This window comes from Flavobacterium sp. WC2416 (assembly GCF_041200095.1).
In the GTDB taxonomy this organism is placed as follows: domain Bacteria; phylum Bacteroidota; class Bacteroidia; order Flavobacteriales; family Flavobacteriaceae; genus Flavobacterium.
The window spans coordinates 15,763-34,008 of record NZ_CP165626.1 but is presented as its reverse complement, the minus strand read 5'-3'; the positions used below and the strand labels follow the sequence as shown (position 1 = coordinate 34,008).

18 protein-coding genes are annotated in these 18,246 nt (G+C 32.9%); 12 read left to right on the top strand and 6 right to left on the bottom strand.

The window, feature by feature from the left end; genetic code table 11:
• Positions 1 to 115 precede the first annotated feature (115 nt).
• The gene (locus tag AB3G39_RS00155; protein WP_369753069.1) at positions 116 to 850 is read right to left on the bottom strand and encodes an SIMPL domain-containing protein; all 735 of its coding nucleotides are present in this window, start codon (positions 848 to 850) and stop codon (positions 116 to 118) included.
• Positions 851 to 1,017: 167 nt separating this feature from the next.
• On the opposite strand from AB3G39_RS00155, the gene kynU reads away from it, so the two are divergent.
• A complete protein-coding gene (kynU, locus tag AB3G39_RS00150) occupies positions 1,018 to 2,292 on the top strand; it encodes a kynureninase (protein WP_367773385.1) in 1,275 nt (424 codons plus the stop codon).
• 105 nt (positions 2,293 to 2,397) lie between these two features.
• The gene (locus AB3G39_RS00145; protein WP_367773388.1) at positions 2,398 to 2,814 is read left to right on the top strand and encodes a YMGG-like glycine zipper-containing protein; all 417 of its coding nucleotides are present in this window, start codon (positions 2,398 to 2,400) and stop codon (positions 2,812 to 2,814) included.
• Between the two features lie 72 nt (positions 2,815 to 2,886).
• Here AB3G39_RS00145 and AB3G39_RS00140 read toward each other — a convergent pair whose 3' ends face one another.
• Complete coding sequence (locus tag AB3G39_RS00140; protein ID WP_367773390.1) at positions 2,887 to 3,525, bottom strand: flavin reductase family protein; 639 nt, start codon at positions 3,523 to 3,525, stop codon at positions 2,887 to 2,889.
• 158 nt (positions 3,526 to 3,683) lie between these two features.
• Here AB3G39_RS00140 and AB3G39_RS00135 point away from each other — a divergent pair, with 158 nt between their 5' ends.
• Positions 3,684 to 6,074, top strand: coding sequence for a penicillin acylase family protein (locus AB3G39_RS00135; protein WP_369765741.1), 2,391 nt, complete (start codon positions 3,684 to 3,686; stop codon positions 6,072 to 6,074).
• A gap of 60 nt (positions 6,075 to 6,134) precedes the next feature.
• The gene (locus AB3G39_RS00130; RefSeq protein ID WP_367773394.1) at positions 6,135 to 7,472 is read left to right on the top strand and encodes an FAD-dependent oxidoreductase; all 1,338 of its coding nucleotides are present in this window, start codon (positions 6,135 to 6,137) and stop codon (positions 7,470 to 7,472) included.
• A 71-nt stretch (positions 7,473 to 7,543) separates the two neighbouring features.
• On the opposite strand, the gene AB3G39_RS00125 is transcribed toward AB3G39_RS00130, so the two are convergent.
• Entirely contained in the window at positions 7,544 to 7,906 is a 363-nt protein-coding gene (locus tag AB3G39_RS00125; protein WP_367773396.1) for a cupin domain-containing protein, read from the bottom strand.
• Positions 7,907 to 7,998: 92 nt separating this feature from the next.
• Positions 7,999 to 9,531, bottom strand: a complete 1,533-nt coding sequence (locus AB3G39_RS00120) for a helicase HerA-like domain-containing protein (protein ID WP_367773398.1) — start codon at positions 9,529 to 9,531, stop codon at positions 7,999 to 8,001.
• A 374-nt stretch (positions 9,532 to 9,905) separates the two neighbouring features.
• On the opposite strand from AB3G39_RS00120, the gene AB3G39_RS00115 reads away from it, so the two are divergent.
• From AB3G39_RS00115 to AB3G39_RS00080, 8 genes are all read left to right on the top strand, one after another.
• On the top strand, positions 9,906 to 10,724 hold the full coding sequence (locus AB3G39_RS00115; RefSeq protein WP_367756999.1) for a MotA/TolQ/ExbB proton channel family protein: 819 nt from the start codon (positions 9,906 to 9,908) through the stop codon (positions 10,722 to 10,724).
• 42 nt (positions 10,725 to 10,766) lie between these two features.
• Positions 10,767 to 11,378, top strand: a complete 612-nt coding sequence (locus AB3G39_RS00110; protein ID WP_367757001.1) for an ExbD/TolR family protein — start codon at positions 10,767 to 10,769, stop codon at positions 11,376 to 11,378.
• Positions 11,379 to 11,397: 19 nt separating this feature from the next.
• Complete coding sequence (locus AB3G39_RS00105) at positions 11,398 to 11,970, top strand: ExbD/TolR family protein (RefSeq protein WP_367773400.1); 573 nt, start codon at positions 11,398 to 11,400, stop codon at positions 11,968 to 11,970.
• Between the two features lie 40 nt (positions 11,971 to 12,010).
• Positions 12,011 to 12,808: an energy transducer TonB gene (locus AB3G39_RS00100; RefSeq protein ID WP_367757005.1), complete on the top strand. Its 798-nt coding sequence runs from the start codon at positions 12,011 to 12,013 to the stop codon at positions 12,806 to 12,808.
• Positions 12,809 to 13,039: 231 nt separating this feature from the next.
• On the top strand, positions 13,040 to 13,954 hold the full coding sequence (locus tag AB3G39_RS00095) for a PstS family phosphate ABC transporter substrate-binding protein (protein WP_369765740.1): 915 nt from the start codon (positions 13,040 to 13,042) through the stop codon (positions 13,952 to 13,954).
• A gap of 43 nt (positions 13,955 to 13,997) precedes the next feature.
• Positions 13,998 to 15,665 (top strand): tetratricopeptide repeat protein, encoded by a 1,668-nt coding sequence (locus AB3G39_RS00090; protein WP_367757009.1) that lies wholly within the window; start codon positions 13,998 to 14,000, stop codon positions 15,663 to 15,665.
• A gap of 172 nt (positions 15,666 to 15,837) precedes the next feature.
• A complete protein-coding gene (locus AB3G39_RS00085; RefSeq protein ID WP_367773404.1) occupies positions 15,838 to 16,470 on the top strand; it encodes a 7-carboxy-7-deazaguanine synthase QueE in 633 nt (210 codons plus the stop codon).
• 15 nt (positions 16,471 to 16,485) lie between these two features.
• Entirely contained in the window at positions 16,486 to 16,893 is a 408-nt protein-coding gene (locus AB3G39_RS00080) for a DUF2059 domain-containing protein (RefSeq protein ID WP_367757013.1), read from the top strand.
• 58 nt (positions 16,894 to 16,951) lie between these two features.
• Here AB3G39_RS00080 and AB3G39_RS00075 read toward each other — a convergent pair whose 3' ends face one another.
• Positions 16,952 to 17,497, bottom strand: coding sequence for a YfiT family bacillithiol transferase (locus tag AB3G39_RS00075; protein ID WP_369765739.1), 546 nt, complete (start codon positions 17,495 to 17,497; stop codon positions 16,952 to 16,954).
• A 26-nt stretch (positions 17,498 to 17,523) separates the two neighbouring features.
• A complete protein-coding gene (locus tag AB3G39_RS00070) occupies positions 17,524 to 18,228 on the bottom strand; it encodes a class I SAM-dependent methyltransferase (protein WP_369765738.1) in 705 nt (234 codons plus the stop codon).
• Between the last annotated feature and the right edge of the window lie 18 nt (positions 18,229 to 18,246).

Sequence of the window (18,246 nt, the reverse complement as noted above, 5' to 3'; positions counted from 1 at the left end):
TACAATCTTATTTAGTATTTCGCTATCGCTCCATAATAAATAAGGATTTTCACTTCACACGAGCGATAGCGAACTGGCGAAGCAATCCCTCACGCAACAATGCATTTAGAATGAATTAGTCTACTTGATACACTAGTTTTACAGTAATGGTCGCGGTTTTGTTTTTGGAACTCGTATTAAAGGAGCCGCCATAAGAAAAATCTTCTGATGAATTTTGGCCAATAATTTGAAAAACACCCATATCTGATTTTTTTAAATTTCCAAGACTGGCATCTGCATTTTCGGCAATGCTCTTTGCTCTTGTACTAGCGTCTTTCGTTGCTTCAGCAATCATCTTGATTTTTAATTCCGCAAGTTTTGTATAATAATATTCGGGAGCACTAGAGTAAAATTCAACTCCGGAATTAATTAACTCAGTAGATTGTCTTGATATTTCTTCAATTTTATTCACATCCTTAGATTGGATATTTACACTTTGAGTTAAAGTAAAACCAGTAAAAATCTGTTGTCTGGTCGTGCCATTTTCATTATAAGTAGTTTCAAAATCTTTGTTGAAATTCACTGCCGAAAACACCATTTCAGTAGTTTGGATGCCCTTTCCTGTAAGATATGTTTTTATTTTTTCTCTATCATTATCAAGACTGGCGTAAGCGTCTTTCAACGTACTACTTTTTTTAGAAAAAGAACCATTCCAAACAATTAAATCAGACACAAAATCTTTTTTACCTAGTCCTGTAACACTAATAATATCATTATTTTTATTTCGATTCTGAAAAGCATTCGAAAATAAATAGGCAGAAATCACCATTGCAATGGATAGAATAAGGACGTTCAAATTATTTTTAAGCATATTTTTATTTTTAGGCGCTATCAAATATAGTTAAATATTGAACTGGTTTATAAATATTTATAGAAGCTTTTGTGTTTTGGTAATTAGTTATAGGAATATATTAAGAGGGTCCATTTTGTAGCAGAATAAATAAAACCTAATTTTACGACACAAATAAGATACATACCATGACTTTCGAAAATACTAAAGAATTTGCACGAAAATTAGATGCGCAAGATGCCTTAAATAAATACAGAGAAGAGTTTATTTTTCCAAAAGTAAACGGAAAAAATGTAATTTATTTCACTGGGAACTCTTTAGGACTACAACCCAAAAGTGCTAAGGCCTATGTTGATGAAGTTATGGATGATTGGGCAAATCTAGCTGTCGAAGGGCATTTTTATGCCGAGAAACCGTGGTGGGATTATCAAGAACGTTTTGCTGAACCATTAAGCAAAATTGTGGGAGCTTTGCCATCTGAAGTAACGGTTATGAATACGTTGACCGTAAATCTTCATTTATTGATGGTTTCTTTTTACCGTCCTACAAAAACCAGATATAAAATCATTTGTGAAGAAAAAGCTTTTCCTTCAGATCAATATATGTTTCAATCTCAAGTTCATTTTCACGGGTATAAACCAGAGGAAGCTATAGTCGAAATTAAACGTCGAGAAGGAGAACACAATATTCGCATTGAAGATGTATTAGCCAAAATTGATGAAGTAGGAGAGGAGCTGGCTTTGGTTTTAATAGGAGGAGTAAATTATTATACGGGGCAAGTTTTTGACATGAAAACAATAACGGCTGCAGGTCACAAAGTAGGTGCAACTGTAGGTTGGGATTTGGCTCATGCAGCTGGGAATATTAAACTGGAATTACATGATTGGAATGTGGACTTTGCTGCTTGGTGCAGTTATAAATATATGAATTCAGGCCCAGGAAATGCATCGGGTTGTTTTGTGCATGAAAAACACCATAACAATCCAGATTTACCAAGATTTGCAGGTTGGTGGGGACATAATAAGGAAAGACGTTTTAAAATGGAACCTGTTTTTGATCCTGTTCACGGTGCAGATGGTTGGCAAATAAGTAATTTGCCAGTCCTTTCTTTGGCTCCTTATTTAGCTTCTGTCGAAATGTTTGATGAAATAGGGATGGACGCTTTAATTGAGAAAAGAGATAGAATAACTTCTTATTTGGAATTTATTCTACATGAAATAGATAAAGAAGTAGATAGTACTTTCGAAATTATTACTCCAATAAACGTATCTGAAAGAGGATGTCAATTGTCAGTTCTTCTTCATGGTGAAGGACGCACATTGTTTGATTATCTAATGAAAAATGGGGTAATTACGGATTGGAGAGAGCCCAATGTAATTCGTCTAGCGCCGGTTCCTTTGTATTGTTCCTTTGAGGACATGTACAATTTTGGGCAAATTTTGAAAGCTGGAATTCTAAGATAGATTTAGAGTTCTGATAATTTTATAAATTTTGCTCGGAATTATATAAGTTATTATAGGTGGTTAAACCGTTTCTTTGTAATGTATTAATAAATAAAATTAAAAATCATGAAAGCTTTATACATACTAGTATTATCAGTTGTGCTATTTTCTTGTAAAAATCAAGTAAAAATGGATGCTCAAGCAACTAAGGAAGAAACAATCGATTCAATGAAAGTAGCAATAGAGAAACAAAAAGTGATTGATTCGATGCAAGTTGAAATGGCTAAAGTAGAATCTCAAAAAGAAGTTGTTGTCGTAAATCAGCCAGCAACATCTAGTTCTACAACTTCCACTACCACGACTACCACTCAGAAGAAAGGGTGGAGTAGTACTGCCAAAGGCGCTGTTATTGGAGCGGGTGTAGGTGCTGCAACTGGAGCTATTATTAGTAAGAAAAAAGTTCAGGGAGCTATAATTGGTGGTATTGCTGGTGCTGGTGTAGGTGCAGGTACTGGAGCGATTATAGATGGAAGTAAAAAATAAATAAAGTTGTTTATAAAAAAAGTGGTTTAGGTCATATGATCTAAACCACTTTTTTGTGCTGTTTTTTTAAATCTATTTTAAAAATGATTGAGTAGGTGTGTCTTTTCTAGCATATTGGAATCGGTCAATTAATTTAGGTAAGCAATATCCATCTAAGCCATTTAGCGCTACAACATTTCCTTTGTCGATTTGTAACCATCCATCATCATGTCTCAAGTTTTCTTCAAAAAATAAATCCTCAATGGATGCAATGACATGTATAGTGTCATTTTCTTTAATATAATATTCATTTACATATTTGCAATACAATTGAATGGGACTTCCTTTTGCAAAGGGTACTTTTATATTATCCTTGTATTCTTCTTCCAAATTAGTCTTTTCAAATTCTGAAACTCCAGTGTCATAATTGGCAGATGTATGATGCGCATCAGCAATCATCGATTCGGTCACGTGATTTACAGTAAAATAGCCAGTCTCTTTAATGTTTTTATAAGTATCTCTTGGAACTGTTGTAGGTCGAACGATGAATCCAATCAAGGCAGGGTCACTGCCTAGATGAGTAACACTACTAAAAATAGCAATATTTGATTTTCCATAGATAGATTTTGTTGCAATTAAATTAGCCGATTTATATCCAGTACACGAATTAATTAAATTCAATCGTTCTACTCGTCCCATTTTGGATAGATCTAATATTGATAATTGTTTCATTTTAAGTTTTTACACAAAGATACTTTTTGTTTATTATTTTCTATAATAAATTAAACAAATTAATTGTGTTTTTGTGTTTGCTTCCTCTTTATTGAGATAAAATTTCATCTCGTTTAATAGCGAAATCGTTTATATTTGTCAGTATAATTTCTGTAAATATGAAAATAGTCAAAAAAACGTTGCTCTTTGTTGTGTCATTAGTAGTTATTCTTTCCATTGCGATACTTGCCTATGGAATCTATCTAAGGCCAAAATATGATGGAAAAATAGAATTAAAAAATATTCAGAAAGAAACGACCGTCTATTTTGATGACTTTGGCGTACCTCATATTTATGCTTCAAATTCTAAGGATGCGATGGTTGCCCTAGGTTATGTGCATGCTCAAGATAGATTATGGCAAATGGAATTAATGCGACGCATAGCTCCTGGACGCTTGTCTGAGATTTTCGGAAAAGTAGCCTTAAAGAATGATAAATTTTTTGCAGGGCTCGGTATAGAAGAAGCTTCGGAAAAGGCGATTGCTAATTTAGATAAAAATAGCCCAAGTTATCAATTGACTATGGCCTACCTTGATGGAATCAATCAATATCTTGAAGAAGGAAAGACCCCAATTGAGTTTCAGTTGGTGGGAGTTAAAAAGGAAAAGTTTACAATAAAAGACGTTTATAATATTTTTGGCTATATGTCTTTTAGTTTTGCGATGGCTCAAAAAACGGATCCTTTGATGACTGATATCAAGAATAAATATGGAATGAATTATTTGAAAGATTTTGGTCTAGACGATTCGTTTAACACCGTAAAAATTAAAAATGCAAAAGAAAAGCCAGAGGAATATACCGCTATTTCTAAATCTATTACAGCATTATTAGATCAATCTCCTATTCCTCCTTTTATAGGAAGTAACAGTTGGGTTATTGGCGGAAAGAAGACCAAAAGTGGCAAAGTTATTTTTGCAAATGATCCGCATATTGGATTCTCACAGCCAGGAACTTGGTATGAAGCGCATATTGTAACGCCAGAATTTGAATTGTATGGATGTTATCTTGCTGGAACCCCATATCCCTTATTGGGACATAATAGAGATTATACATATGGCTTAACTATGTTTGAAAATGATGATATCGATTTGTATCAAGAAGAAAATAATCCTACCGATGGAAATAAATATAAAACACCAGAAGGGTTTTCGGATTATAAAACTAGAAAAAAAACAATAAAAGTTAAAGACAGCGCAGATGTTGTTTTGAATGTAAAAGTGACTAGACATGGTCCTGTCATGAATGATTTAATTGATGGTCTAGATGTTAAAAAGCCAGTGGCAATGTCGTGGATTTATACACAACAGCCTATTCATATTCTCGATGCCGTATACATGCTTTCTCATGCTAAAAGTAAAGCCGACTTTCAAAAAGGGGTATCGCTAATTGCTGCCCCAGGATTAAATGTAATGTATGGTGATGCAAAAGGGAATGTAGCTTGGTGGGCAACGGGGAAATTATACAAGCACAATCAGGGAGTCGACACTCATTTTATTTTAGATGGTGCTTCAGGTAAAGACGATATAACAGATTATTTAGATTTCTCCAAAAATCCATCAGCAGAAAATCCAGACTGGAATTACGTTTATTCGGCCAATAATCAACCAGAAGCTATAGATGGTTTTTTGTATCCAGGATATTATCTCCCTGAAGATCGAGCCAAAAGAATAACCCATTTATTGGATCCTAAATCCGATTGGGACAAAGAAGCAGTGAGTAAAATGATAACTGATAATACTTCTTCAGTTGCTCCTGAAGTTGTGAGTAACCTAATAGCAAATCTTGACCTAAAATCCCTTTCTAATAATGAGCAAGCTGCGGTTACAGTTTTGAAAACTTGGAAAGGAACGAGTAATTTGAATGATGTTGCACCTACAATTTACAATAAATGGATTTATTTGTATCTAAAAAATACTTTTGAAGACGAACTTGGAGCTACTGGTTTCAAGCAGTTTTTGTCGACACACGTAATGAAACAAATGATTGCGAAGCAGCTTCTCAATGCTACTTCACCATGGTGGGATAACATTTCGACTAAAAACAAAATGGAAAGTAGGGAAGAAATCATATCAAATTCTTTTAAAGAAGCTGTTGCTACTTTAGAGAAACAGCTAGGGAATTCAGTTGCTGATTGGACCTGGAATAAAGTACATGTTGTAGAATATGAGCATCCTTTGGGTAAAATAGCCGCTTTAAGAAAAATATTTAATGTAGGTCCATTTGAAGTTTCAGGTTCAAACGAGGTGATCAACAATCAAATGTTTGATTATTCAAATGAAGAAAAATATACAATTAAGGGAGGTCCGTCAACAAGAAGAATTGTCGATTTTTCGGATATAGAAAATAGTTGGAGTATTTTACCTACAGGTCAGTCTGGAAATCCATTAAGCTCTCATTATAGTGACCAAGCCGAGATGTATAATCAAGGAAAATTCAGGAAAATGAAATTAAATAAAGAGGAAATTGTTAAAACTTCAACAAAATTAATTTTTATGCCAAGTAAAAACTGAGTTTTTTAAACTCCTTAAAATAATAAATCAGTAATTTTGCCTAACTTTTTATAAAAAATAATGCAAACTCCAAAAAGAATAGCAGTAGTCGGGTCTGGCTTAGTCGGATCTTTATTAGCTATCTACTTACGCAAAGCAGGTCATATTGTTCATATTTATGATAGAAGTCCTGATATTAGACAAATACAATTTTCTGGACGTTCTATAAATTTAGCAATGTCTAATCGAGGTTGGAAAGCCTTAGATGGAGTTGGTGTCGGTCAAGCAGTACGAGAGATTGCAATCCCAATGGATAAGCGTGCTATTCATTTAGTTGATAAACTTAATTTTCAAAATTACGGACAAGAGGGAGAAGCTATTTATTCTATTTCTAGAGGAATTTTGAATAGAAAGATGATTGATCTTGCTGAAGAGGCTGGCGCAGTGTTTTTCTTTGATCAAAAAATTTGGGATGTAACTTTGAAAGAAGCTACGTTACATATTGGAGAAACGGAAAGAGGAATTTGGGAAGAAAAAAAATACGATATGGTTTTTGGTGCCGATGGTGCTTTTTCAAGAATTCGTCATCGCATGCAACGTCAAAGTATGTTTAATTACTCACAAGAGTTTTTAAATATGGGGTATAAAGAATTAAATATTCCTGCAAATCCCGATGGGACTCATAAATTAGATAAGAATTCATTTCATATTTGGCCTCGTGGGGAGTATATGTTAATTGCTTTGCCTAATCTTGACGGGAGCTTTACGTGTACTTTGTTTATGCCTTTTGAGGGAGAAAACTCTTTTGATTCTTTAAAAGAACAAAAAGATGTGGAATTCTTTTTTGAGAAAAACTTCCCAGATTCAATTGAAGTAATTCCAAAGTTGGCTGAAGATTTTTTCAAGAATCCAACAAGTACGTTGGTAACTATGAAATGTTTTCCTTGGACGTATCAAGATAAAGTGGCTTTGATAGGAGACGCTTGCCATGCAATTGTTCCTTTTTATGGGCAAGGCATGAATGCGGGTTTTGAAGATATTTCAGTATTGTATGAAATGATTCAAAAATATGGAGACGATTGGGAGACTATTTTTTCTGAATACCAAGATTCTCGTAAACCGAATGCAGACGCTATCGCTGAGCTTTCTTACCGCAATTTCATGGAAATGAGTTCTAAAACGGCTGATGATAATTTTCTTTTACAAAAGAAAATAGAAAAGTTGTTTTCAGATAAACACCCTGACAAATGGATTCCTTTATATAGTAGAGTAACTTTTAGTGACCGTCCATACACGGAGGCATTAGCTATTGGGGATTTACAAAATGAAATTATGCAAAAAGTGTTGAAAACCGAGAATATTGAAAAAATCTGGGATAGTAAACTAATTGAAGACAAGATATTAGAATTACTTAAGTAAAGTTTCTAAAACAGAATAGACTGTAAATTAAAATTCCTGCTTATTTTTATAAATATAAGCAGGAATTTTTTTTATTCTTCTCGATGTACTTTAGTAAAGTCAAATGCAGGTTTGCAAATGGCAATGTACTCACATTCTTCCTCAAATGGATTGGAATACTGGACACGGGTGTTTTTTTCTATGTGAATAGATTGACCAACTGCTAGGATTACAGTTTCGTTGTCAATAATAAATTGTTTTTTTCCTCTTATTATATAGGTGTATTCGTCAAATTCAGGAGTTTGAAATGGTTCGCTCCATTTAGGAGGGGCAATCATATGAGCAATGGATAGCTCTTGATTGCTCGTGGAAGCTAGGCCGTGATGTTCTTCAATTAATTTTCCGTCAGTTGTTGGGACTACAAATGGAGCGTTTTGAATGAAATATTTTTTCATCTTGTGTTTTATAAAACAACCCTTTCCAATTTTTAAAATGAGAAAGGGTTATTGATTAATTGTAAAATTTTATTTTATGATCAAATCCAGTTTTATTTCTTCATAATTTTCGAAAGAACGCCAAAAAAACCTCTAATGAAAGTGGCGCTAGTTAGGACTTTTAAAACCGACTTACCTACTACTTCAGTAGTGCTAGGTCCAGATTTAGTTTTTGTTTCTACCGTTTTTTGTTCTTCTTTTTCTTTCTCTTGTTCTACAGCTATTTTTTCTGCTGCTAAAATTTTGTCGTTAAGTATTTCGTAAGCACTTTCGCGATCAATAAGCTCACTATATTTTTTAACTAGTTTTGATTTGCTGTTGATTTCCTGAATTTCACTTTCAGTAAGGACGTCCATTCTACTCATTGGGGCTCTAAGCATTGTTGCTACTAGTGGAGTAGGGATTCCTTTTTCGTTCAATGCAGTTACAAGTGCTTCTCCAATTCCCAAACTAGTTAAAACTTCACTTGTGTTGTAGTAATCGGAACTAGGGTAGTTATCAGCAGTTTGTTTTATGGATTGCCTGTCTTTTGCTGTAAAAGCTCTTAAAGCATGTTGTATTTTTAGACCTAGTTGTGCTAATATACCACTTGGAACATCCATTGGATTTTGAGTTATGAAATAAATTCCAATACCTTTTGAACGAATCAATTTTACAATAGTTTCTATTTGTTCTAACAAGGCCTTACTGGCTTCATTAAAAATTAAATGAGCTTCATCAATGAAAATAACCAACTCTGGTCTGTCAGAATCTCCTTTTTCTGGCATCTGTTGGTATATTTCAGCAAGTAAACTCAACATGAAAGTAGAGAATAATTTAGGTTTGTCTTGAATATCTGTTAACCGAAGGATGTTGACATATCCTTTTCCGTTTTCGTCAATTCGCATAAGATCATCAATTTCAAATGATTTTTCACCAAAAAATAGTTCTGCGCCTTGCTGTTCAAGTTCAATTATTTTTCTAAGAATGATTCCAGTAGTGGAGGTTGAAATCTTTCCGTAGCTTTTTGTAATTTCTTCTTTTCCTTCTTCAGTTATATAGTTAATTACCTTTTTAATGTCTTTAAGGTCTAATAAAGGCATTTTGTTATCATCACAGTATTTAAAAATAACGGATACAACTCCTGACTGCGTGTCATTTAAATCTAGTATTCTTGAAAATAATACAGGTCCAAATTCGGAAACGGTTGCTCTTAGTCGCACCCCATTTTGTTCTGATAGCGTAAGCAGCTCAACTGGGAATTTGGATATCTGGTAAGGAATTCCTATTTTAGCATGACGCTCTGTGATAAATGATTTTTCTTCACCCTCTTTAGCAATTCCGCTAAAGTCTCCTTTAATGTCCATCATTAAGATTGGAACACCAAAAGAAGAAAGCTGTTCGGATAAAACTTGAATAGTTTTAGTTTTTCCTGTTCCTGTAGCTCCAGCGATTAAGCCATGTCTATTCAGAGTTTTTAGTGGTATTTTTACATAAGTATTAGCTAAAGCTTGTCCGTCAAGTATAGCGCCACCAAGAATAATGCTTTCACCTTTAGAGGTATACCCTTCGTTTATATATTTTGTAAAGTTATCTGTATTATTCATAATGTTATCTGAAATTAATTATCTGCAATATATTATTATTATTTGAAATTTAATAATTTAAGTGTTTACTGTAATATTATTACTTTTTTGTTGCTAATAATTAAAAAAAGCATTTTTAATCGATTTCAATATTTTGTTGGGTTTTTCTTTGTTTTTGTCACAAAATAATATGTATTTTTTTTTAAAATACCGATTTCGTGGAATCATATTGATAAAAAGGCAAAGAAAAAAATGGGCTAAGTTAATTTTGTTTAAAATTAATTCGAATAAAATTAAAAAAAGTTTTTTTATTTGAACTAAACATATAAATTTGCGGGACTACAAGTTTATTATAACTAAAAATAAATTATTTAAAACTATTAAAATTAAAAAAAATGGCAAACGTTAAAAAAGAAAGCAGTTCAAACGGAGGAGGAATGGTTTCGGGTATCATTATTGTATTATGTGTTTTTGTTGGTGTTTTGATCTGGAAATTTATCATGGGATCTCCAACAAATTTTGAAGGTGGAAACCCAGAAACTGGTCACCCAATAAATACTTTAGGTCAAGTTTACAAAGGAGGATTTATAGTACCAGTATTGTTAGGAATGTTATTAATGGTTATCGTATTTTCAATTGAAAGATTTTTCGTGATTTCTAAAGCTGCTGGAAAAGGTAACTTAGATGCTTTTATGAAAAAAGTACAAGGAAGTATCAAAGAAGGTCATATTGATGACGCTATTGCTTCTTGTGACAAACAACAAGGTTCTGTTGCAAATGCAATTAAATCTGCTTTGGTAAAATACCAAGATGTTAAAAAAGAAGGATTCAACAGCGAAGAAGCTTCTGAAACTATCCATAAAGAAATCGAAGAGGTTACTTCACTTGAAATGCCAATGTTAGAGAAAAATATGACTATTATTTCATCTTTAGTTTCTTTAGGAACACTTGGTGGATTATTAGGAACTGTATCAGGGATGATTAAAGCGTTTGGTGCATTAGCTTCTGCTGGTACTCCGGATCAAGCTGCTCTTGCAACAGGTATCTCTGAAGCACTTATTAATACTGCAACAGGTATCTCTACTTCTATCTTAGCTATTGTTGCTTACAACTTCTTTACTGCAAAAATTGATGATTTAACTTATTCTATTGATGAGGCAGGTACTACAATTGTAAATACTTACAGAAGATTCAGAGGAAGTTTGAAACAATAATAATTTTTGATATAATTGATATCAGAATAAAAAATAAAAAGAATGGCTAAAATAAAAATGAAAAAAAAGTCAACATCGACTGATATGACTGCCATGTGTGATGTTGCGTTCCTTTTGCTTACGTTCTTTATTTTGACAGCTACTGCTAAAATTCCTGAAGCGTTACCAGTTGATACACCTTCATCTACTGTTCAGACTAAAATACCTGAAACTGATTTGGCTACGTTGACTGTTGGTAAAGGAAAAGTGTTTTTTGACCTAAAAGGAAGAGAAGTTCGTGTTAGAACTTTGGAATTAATGGGTGAAAAATACAATGTTACTTTTACTGATGAAGATAAAAAAATGTTTTCTTTAATGGAAGGTTTTGGTGTGCCAATTACTAACTTGAAGCAAATCATTGAAATGAAGTCAGCAGATAGAAGTAAAGCGGGTCAGCCTGGTGTGCCTATGGATTCTCTTGATAATCAATTGAAAGATTGGATTTACAATGCACGTATAGCAAATATAGAGGTGAATGACAAAGAGTTGCAAATTGCTATAAAAGGCGATGCAAAAGAAGAGTATCCAGCTATTAGAAAAGTAATGGATATTTGTCAAGATCAAAAAATCAATAGCTTTAGTTTAGTTACTGGTTTGAGAACAGAAGATTTTTAATTAAAAAAAAGACACTAAAATGGCTGAATTAAATACCGACGGCGGTGGAGGCGGAAAAGGTGGCAAAGTAAGAAGTAAAAAACAAAACTCAAAAGTAGATTTAACTGCTATGGTGGATTTGGCTTTCTTATTAATCACATTCTTTATGCTTACCACTACGTTGTCTAAACCTCAATCGATGAGTTTGGGGTTGCCAGATAAAGATGAAGATCCTACTAAAAATAAAGATATCAAAGTGGATGAAAATCGTACGATGACTCTTTTGTTAGGAGCAGATAATAAACTTATAAGATATGTGGGTTTATTAGCTACACCTGTTGAAGGTGGAGCTCCTAAAGATTTTTCTTATGGTAAAGATGGTATCCGTAAGGAACTAATTGCTAGAAACAGAATGGTATTAGAATATTCTGCTGCTAAGGGGAAACCTAAAGATGGTATTATTGTAATTATCAAACCGAGTAAAAAATCAACCTATAAAAATGTTGTTGATATACTTGATGAAATGGCAATTGTTAAAGTAGGGGATAATGGTTCGTATGCTATTGTTAATGATTTTACGCCTGAAGAAACAAAATTGTTAGAAGGAAAATAAGAGCAATCTTGTTTTCTTAATAACCTAATAATTAAGAAAGATGAAATTAGATATATTAAAAAACCAATGGGTTGATATCGTATTCGAAGGACGTAATAAAACTTACGGTGCTTATGAATTAAGAAAGTCAAATACAAAAACTACTACTAGAGCACTTATCCTTGGTGCGATATTTTTTAGTTTAGCTGTAGCTGCTCCTCTTATCATAGACTTAATCCCTAAAGGTGATGACTCAGAAATGGATAGAGATGTAAAAATCACTACTATAAAGTTACCACCTAAGAAAAAAGAAGAGCCTAAATTGAATGTTCCACCACCTCCACCACCACCACCGAAAGTGGATCAAGTGAAGTTTGTGAAACCAGTTGTTGCAAAAGCAGAAGAAGTGACAGAAGAGCCACCTAAAATTGCTGAAATTAAAGATAAAAAAATTGGTGCTGAAACAGTAAAAGGCGATCCAGATGCAGTTTTAACTGTAGCTCCAGTAGGTCCTGGACCAACTAAGATTGTTGAAGAAGATAACCAAATTTACAACACTGCAGGTATTGAGGTTAAACCGGAATTTCCGGGGGGTATGGATAAATTTTACACTTACGTTGGTAAAAATTATCGTGCACCTGAAGAAGAAGGTCTTAAAGGAAAAGTGTATGTTACTTTTGTAGTAGAAAAAGATGGTTCATTAACTGATATCAAAGTATTAAGAGATATAGGTTACGGAACAGGAAAAGAAGCTATCAGAGTTTTACAAAAATGTCCGAGATGGAATCCAGGTGTTCAAAATGGAAAACCGGTTAGAGTATTATACTCTTTGCCGATTACTATTCAAACAGCGGATTAATGTTGGATAAAATATATAGAAATATTCAGAAGAAATCGCTAAAAGAGCGATTTCTTCTCGTTATAGGGATTTTGTTTTTTCTTCTTTATTTCATCTTAGGATTATTTATTATATTTATGAAGAATTTTCCAATTGTGATGCCAATGAATTATAGAATTGCATTTGGAGCTCTTTTAATAGTATATGCCTTTATAAGGTTTGTGCGAATAATTAATGATAATAAAGATTAAAATGAAAAAGACAGCTAAACTTTCAAGTATTTTTGTTTGTTTGTTTGTATTGGTTTTTTTAGGTTGTAAACAATCTGAAAATTCTAACAAGAATAAAGAAACTATTCTAAAAGGTTCTACTTCTATTCTTGTCGATGAGACTTTAAAACCGATCATTGAAGAACAAATTGAAGTATTTCAAAGTGAATATAATGCTAAAATTACCTTGATTGCGAAATCTGAAAATGAGGTTATAAAATCTTTTTTAAAAGATAGTACAAGAATTGTAGTGTTATCTCGAACATTAAATAAAGAGGAAGAGAAATATTTTGAATCTGTAAAAATTAAACCTAAAACAACTATTATTGGTACAGATGCAATTGCATTTGTTTCAAATAAAAGCAATAATGACACTTTAATTGCGTTGCAAGATGTAGTTTCTTTTATGCAAGGTAAATCTCAACAGAAGATCAAAGGGTTGGTTTTTGATAATCTGAACTCTAGTACCCTTCGTTATTTGAAAGATGTTGCAGGTTTAACTACAAATCCTTCAAAGGGAATTTATTCTTTTAAAACGAATGAAGAAGTCTTGAAGTACGTTTCTGAAAATGAAGGAATGTTAGGTGTAGTTGGTTTAAACTGGTTGTACCGACCTTCATCAACTGTTACTGAGTATTTACAAAAACTTAATGTTTTAAGTGTAAAAGGGCTCAATGAGAAGACATATGTTTCGCCAACTCAAAATAATTTGGCGGAAGGGACTTATCCTTTGGCACGTGATTTGTATATAATAAATTGTCAGGGATACTCTGGATTAGGAATGGGCTTTGCTTCATTTATGGCGGGAGATATTGGGCAACGTATAATTTTAAAGTCTGGGTTATTACCAATTCGTACTCCTGGAAGAAAAATTATAATTACAACTAAATCAAAATAAAGGAAAAATGAAAATGTATATGAATAAATCAAATAAAGTTAAAATGAACAAATTTAAAATTTTAAGTGTTGCCTTTCTGGCTTCAGTTACGGTAAGTCATGCTCAAGATATTGATCAAGCAAAGAAAGAAATTGATGCCGAAAAATACCAAAACGCGAAAACAACTTTAAAATCTATAATTAAATCGGATCCTTCTGAAGGTGAAGCTTTCTTTCTTTTAGGGAATGTTTATCTTTATCAAAACGTTGCTGACTCTGCTAAGATTACATATCAAAACGGATTAGCGGCTAAAGATCATGCTCATTTAAATAATATTGGTCTTGGTCAGATTGACCTTGATAATGGTAATGTAGTTGCTGCAAAAACTAAATTTGCTGCTGCTATTAACGAAAAAAGGAAAAAAGATTTTGCTGAATATGTTTATGTTGCAAGAGCATACATGAATTCGGAAAAACCAGATTATAAAGCGGCACTTGCTACTTTAGAATTAGCGAAAGAAAAGAGTGGTCAAGAACCACAAGTTCTTTTAGCTTTTGGAGATGCATATTATGGAGATAAAAATCAAAATGCAGCTTATTCAGCGTACCGTAATGCTTTTCAAGCTGACAATAGTTTAATTAGAGCAAAAATGCAACTTGGTGTTTTATTAAAAGGGGCTAAGGCTTATACTGAAGCAGTAGCTGCTTATCAAGCTGTTGTAGGTACTAATCCTAATTATGGCCCAGTTTACAGAGAATTAGCTGAAACATATTACTATTGGGGACTTAATGTTCCTGGAAGACAAGAACAATATTTTAAAGAAGCCCTAGGTTATTATGAAAAATACATGGACCTTACTGACTATTCATTAGCTTCTCGTATGCGTCATGCTGATTTCTTGATTCTGACTAAAGATTATAAAGCTTTAGAAGTTGAAGCTAATAAAATGAAAGAATTGGATAAAGTAAATCCTAGAATCTATCGTTATTTAGGATATTCTGCGTATCAAAACGGAAACTATGATTTGGCTATTAAATCATTGGGAGAATTTACTGCTAGTGCTACTAACAGAGTGATTTCACTTGATTATTTATACTTAGGGTTGGCTAATATTAAGAAAGCAATCAGTGCTGATGGTGTTACTGTTGATCAAGCTCTTTTTGAAAAAGGTATAGCAAGTGTAAAAAAAGGTGTTGAGATGGATAATGCTGTAACTAGTGAACTTGGAGAAGTAGGTAAAGGTCTTTACGAGCAAAAATTGTATAAAGAAGCTGCTGCAGTATTAGAAATTGCAACTTCAAACCCTGCATCAAATGGTTATTTATATGACAATTACTATTTAGGAAATGCAATTTATTTTGACAATACTAAACCAGGAATTGTTAAAGATACTATCGCATTGAAAAAGGCTGATATTGCTTTTGGAAATGTTATTACTGCATCACCTGATACTCAAGATGTTTATCTTTCTCGTGCAAGAACAAATAGTTTATTAGAGAATGATGAAGCAATGATTATGTATTACCAACAGTATATTGATATTGTAACTAAAAAAGGGGAAACTGAATTGGCAAAACCATCAGTGAAATCTAAATTAATTGAATGTTATAACTCAATGGCAGCAGGATATGCTAACTTTGATAAAGTTAAAGCTAAAGAGTTTTTCGGAAAAACTTTAGCTATTGATCCTGAAAATGCATACGCTACTCAATCTTTGAAATTACTGAAATAATTAATTTTAGATATAATAATATTTTTAAACCCGATAGTTAACGCTATCGGGTTTTTTATTTTGTGTAACGAGCTCTTTAGTTTTTAGTAATTATACTATTTTACAAAACCATTTTCATATTATAAATTAACTCCTTTTCAAATTAGTTATCTTTGCACTTTAAATTACAAAAATGTTATCAAAAGAAATACAATTAGAAGTAAATAAAGGGGCAATGCTTCCGTTAATGGAGGAGTTTTATACCATTCAAGGAGAAGGTTTTCATACGGGTACCGCGGCGTACTTTGTAAGAATAGGTGGTTGTGATGTGGGATGTCACTGGTGTGACGTGAAAGAGAGTTGGAATGCTGAATTGCATCCTCCAACTGCTGTCGATAGGATAGTTGAAAATGCTAGTAAATATGCAGAAACTGTTGTTGTAACTGGTGGAGAGCCTTTAATGTGGGATATGAGTTTACTAACGGAAAAGTTAAAAGAGAATAATCGAAAAGTTCATATTGAAACTTCGGGTGCATATCCTTTGACAGGAACTTGGGACTGGATTTGTCTTTCACCGAAAAAGAATAAGTTGCCAACTCAAACCGTTTATGATAACGCGCATGAATTGAAAGTTATCATATATAATAAACATGATTTCATTTTTGCAGAAGAACAAGCGGAGTTGGTAAATGGTAACGCAATTTTATTTCTTCAGCCTGAATGGAGTAAAAAAGAAGAAATGACTCCCCTTATTGTTGACTATGTGATGAACAATCCAAAATGGAGAGTTTCATTACAAACACATAAATATTTAAATATTCCTTAATATAAACTAATTATTATGAAAAAAGTACTATTTGCTTTAGCTCTATTTTCTATTTTCCAATTGGGTTTTGCCCAACAAGCTGCTTCGAAAGCAGATGTAATGAAATTAATAAACTTGAGTGGTAGTGATGCTTCCATGAAAGTGGCTAAAGAACAAATTCTAAAAATGATACCTACTGACAAACAAGGTGAGTTTTTAAAAGAATTTGATGCGACATTACCAAGTTTATATGATTCTTTGGCTAATATCTATATTGAAATGTATAGTGAAAAAGACATCAAAGAAATGATTGCATTTTATGAAAGCCCTATTGGGAAAAAGATAAACGGAAACATGGGGGATTTTACAAAGAAAATGATGGGTGCCTCAAAAGAATGGGGAGGAAGTTTACAAGGAATTATGATGAAATATATGAAACAATAGTTAGTCGTTTTATAAAGTTAAAAAGCCAAACAATGATTTTCATTGTTTGGCTTTTTTATTAGTCCCAATTATTTCTTTTCTTTAATTCAGTGATATGTGCTAAGTGGTGATTCCCGTGCCAAGCATAAGTGCCTATTATTTCTCGTAATTGAAAACTAGCGCCATGTTCTGGGTGAATAAATGATCTTTCTAAATCTATATTAGATAAATTCTTCATGATAAAAGCCAGTCTAAAATGCAATCCTTCTAATAGTGATAAGGTAGGTTCAATAGGCATTGTTAAACTGTCATCAAGTGCTGACCACAAATCTTCATGGTAATATTTTATCGTCGGGGTATCTTCTGTCAGTGTCCATTTTATTCGTATGTAACAATTCATATGACTTTCGGCACAATGATGAATCACTTGTCTTATAGTCCAACCCTCTTTGCGATAAGGAGTATCAAGTTGTTCTTCTGTTAAATGTTCTACTTCTCTTTTTAGTCTTTCTGGGAATGTTGCTATTTTGGCTATTTTATTTGATATGTATTCACTTGAATATGATTCAGGGGTGACAAATTTTCCAATAGGATACTTTAATTTTTCTAATTCTATTTCTTCCATCAGTTTTTCGTTATAAAATTAATTTATTAAGTAAGTTTTGCTAGATAATCATAATGCTCTCCTTCAAGGATTAATTCGGACTTTAAATTATTGGCGAAAGCGGCATTTTGTAATGTATTATAATCAATATACATCCAGTTAAATGGTTTTTCCTTTTCACCTTTATAAGCAATGTTAAAAATAACTTCTCCATAGTAGTTATTATTCGATGGAATCCATTTTCCTCCATCTTCGTCGTCATCGAACATGTAAATGATATCCGAACTGTCTAATAGAATTTGACCCCCAGGATTCAAAAGGGCTTTGAGTTGTAATAGGAATTTTGGAATATTAGTAAGTTTGCCACACATTCCAGCTCCATTCATTAGTAGTAAAATAGTGTCAAACTTTTCATTTTCTAAGGTCATAACATCCTGCACGCGCGCGTCTTTTATCCCACGCAATGAACAAGCTTTAATAGCATTTGGTGAAATGTCAATTGCAGTTACTTCTAAGCCACGTTCGTTTTGTAGGTATAAACTGTGACTTCCTGCTCCACAACCCACGTCAAGAATTTTACCGGTGGCAAGTTGTAGTGCGTGTTGTTCCATTTTTGGCATTTCATTATAGGAACGGAATAAGTAAGCTACACTCATCTCATCTTCTTCGGATATAGTTGTTTCTGTTATTAAATCCTCAGGTGAATTATTTGTTTGATAATCAAGGATGGCTTTGCCAAAAAGGTCTTTCATCTTTTTTGTTTAAAATTT

Bases quoted from the DNA above. Each gene is read 5' to 3' on its own strand.
- AB3G39_RS00155 (WP_369753069.1), bottom strand. From the start codon at position 850: ATGCTTAAAAATAATTTGAACGTCCTTATTCTATCCATTGCAATGGTG.
- kynU (WP_367773385.1), top strand. From the start codon at position 1,018: ATGACTTTCGAAAATACTAAAGAATTTGCACGAAAATTAGATGCGCAA.
- AB3G39_RS00145 (WP_367773388.1), top strand. From the start codon at position 2,398: ATGAAAGCTTTATACATACTAGTATTATCAGTTGTGCTATTTTCTTGT.
- AB3G39_RS00140 (WP_367773390.1), bottom strand. From the start codon at position 3,525: ATGAAACAATTATCAATATTAGATCTATCCAAAATGGGACGAGTAGAA.
- AB3G39_RS00135 (WP_369765741.1), top strand. From the start codon at position 3,684: ATGAAAATAGTCAAAAAAACGTTGCTCTTTGTTGTGTCATTAGTAGTT.
- AB3G39_RS00130 (WP_367773394.1), top strand. From the start codon at position 6,135: ATGCAAACTCCAAAAAGAATAGCAGTAGTCGGGTCTGGCTTAGTCGGA.
- AB3G39_RS00125 (WP_367773396.1), bottom strand. From the start codon at position 7,906: ATGAAAAAATATTTCATTCAAAACGCTCCATTTGTAGTCCCAACAACT.
- AB3G39_RS00120 (WP_367773398.1), bottom strand. From the start codon at position 9,531: ATGAATAATACAGATAACTTTACAAAATATATAAACGAAGGGTATACC.
- AB3G39_RS00115 (WP_367756999.1), top strand. From the start codon at position 9,906: ATGGCAAACGTTAAAAAAGAAAGCAGTTCAAACGGAGGAGGAATGGTT.
- AB3G39_RS00110 (WP_367757001.1), top strand. From the start codon at position 10,767: ATGGCTAAAATAAAAATGAAAAAAAAGTCAACATCGACTGATATGACT.
- AB3G39_RS00105 (WP_367773400.1), top strand. From the start codon at position 11,398: ATGGCTGAATTAAATACCGACGGCGGTGGAGGCGGAAAAGGTGGCAAA.
- AB3G39_RS00100 (WP_367757005.1), top strand. From the start codon at position 12,011: ATGAAATTAGATATATTAAAAAACCAATGGGTTGATATCGTATTCGAA.
- AB3G39_RS00095 (WP_369765740.1), top strand. From the start codon at position 13,040: ATGAAAAAGACAGCTAAACTTTCAAGTATTTTTGTTTGTTTGTTTGTA.
- AB3G39_RS00090 (WP_367757009.1), top strand. From the start codon at position 13,998: ATGAACAAATTTAAAATTTTAAGTGTTGCCTTTCTGGCTTCAGTTACG.
- AB3G39_RS00085 (WP_367773404.1), top strand. From the start codon at position 15,838: ATGTTATCAAAAGAAATACAATTAGAAGTAAATAAAGGGGCAATGCTT.
- AB3G39_RS00080 (WP_367757013.1), top strand. From the start codon at position 16,486: ATGAAAAAAGTACTATTTGCTTTAGCTCTATTTTCTATTTTCCAATTG.
- AB3G39_RS00075 (WP_369765739.1), bottom strand. From the start codon at position 17,497: ATGGAAGAAATAGAATTAGAAAAATTAAAGTATCCTATTGGAAAATTT.
- AB3G39_RS00070 (WP_369765738.1), bottom strand. From the start codon at position 18,228: ATGAAAGACCTTTTTGGCAAAGCCATCCTTGATTATCAAACAAATAAT.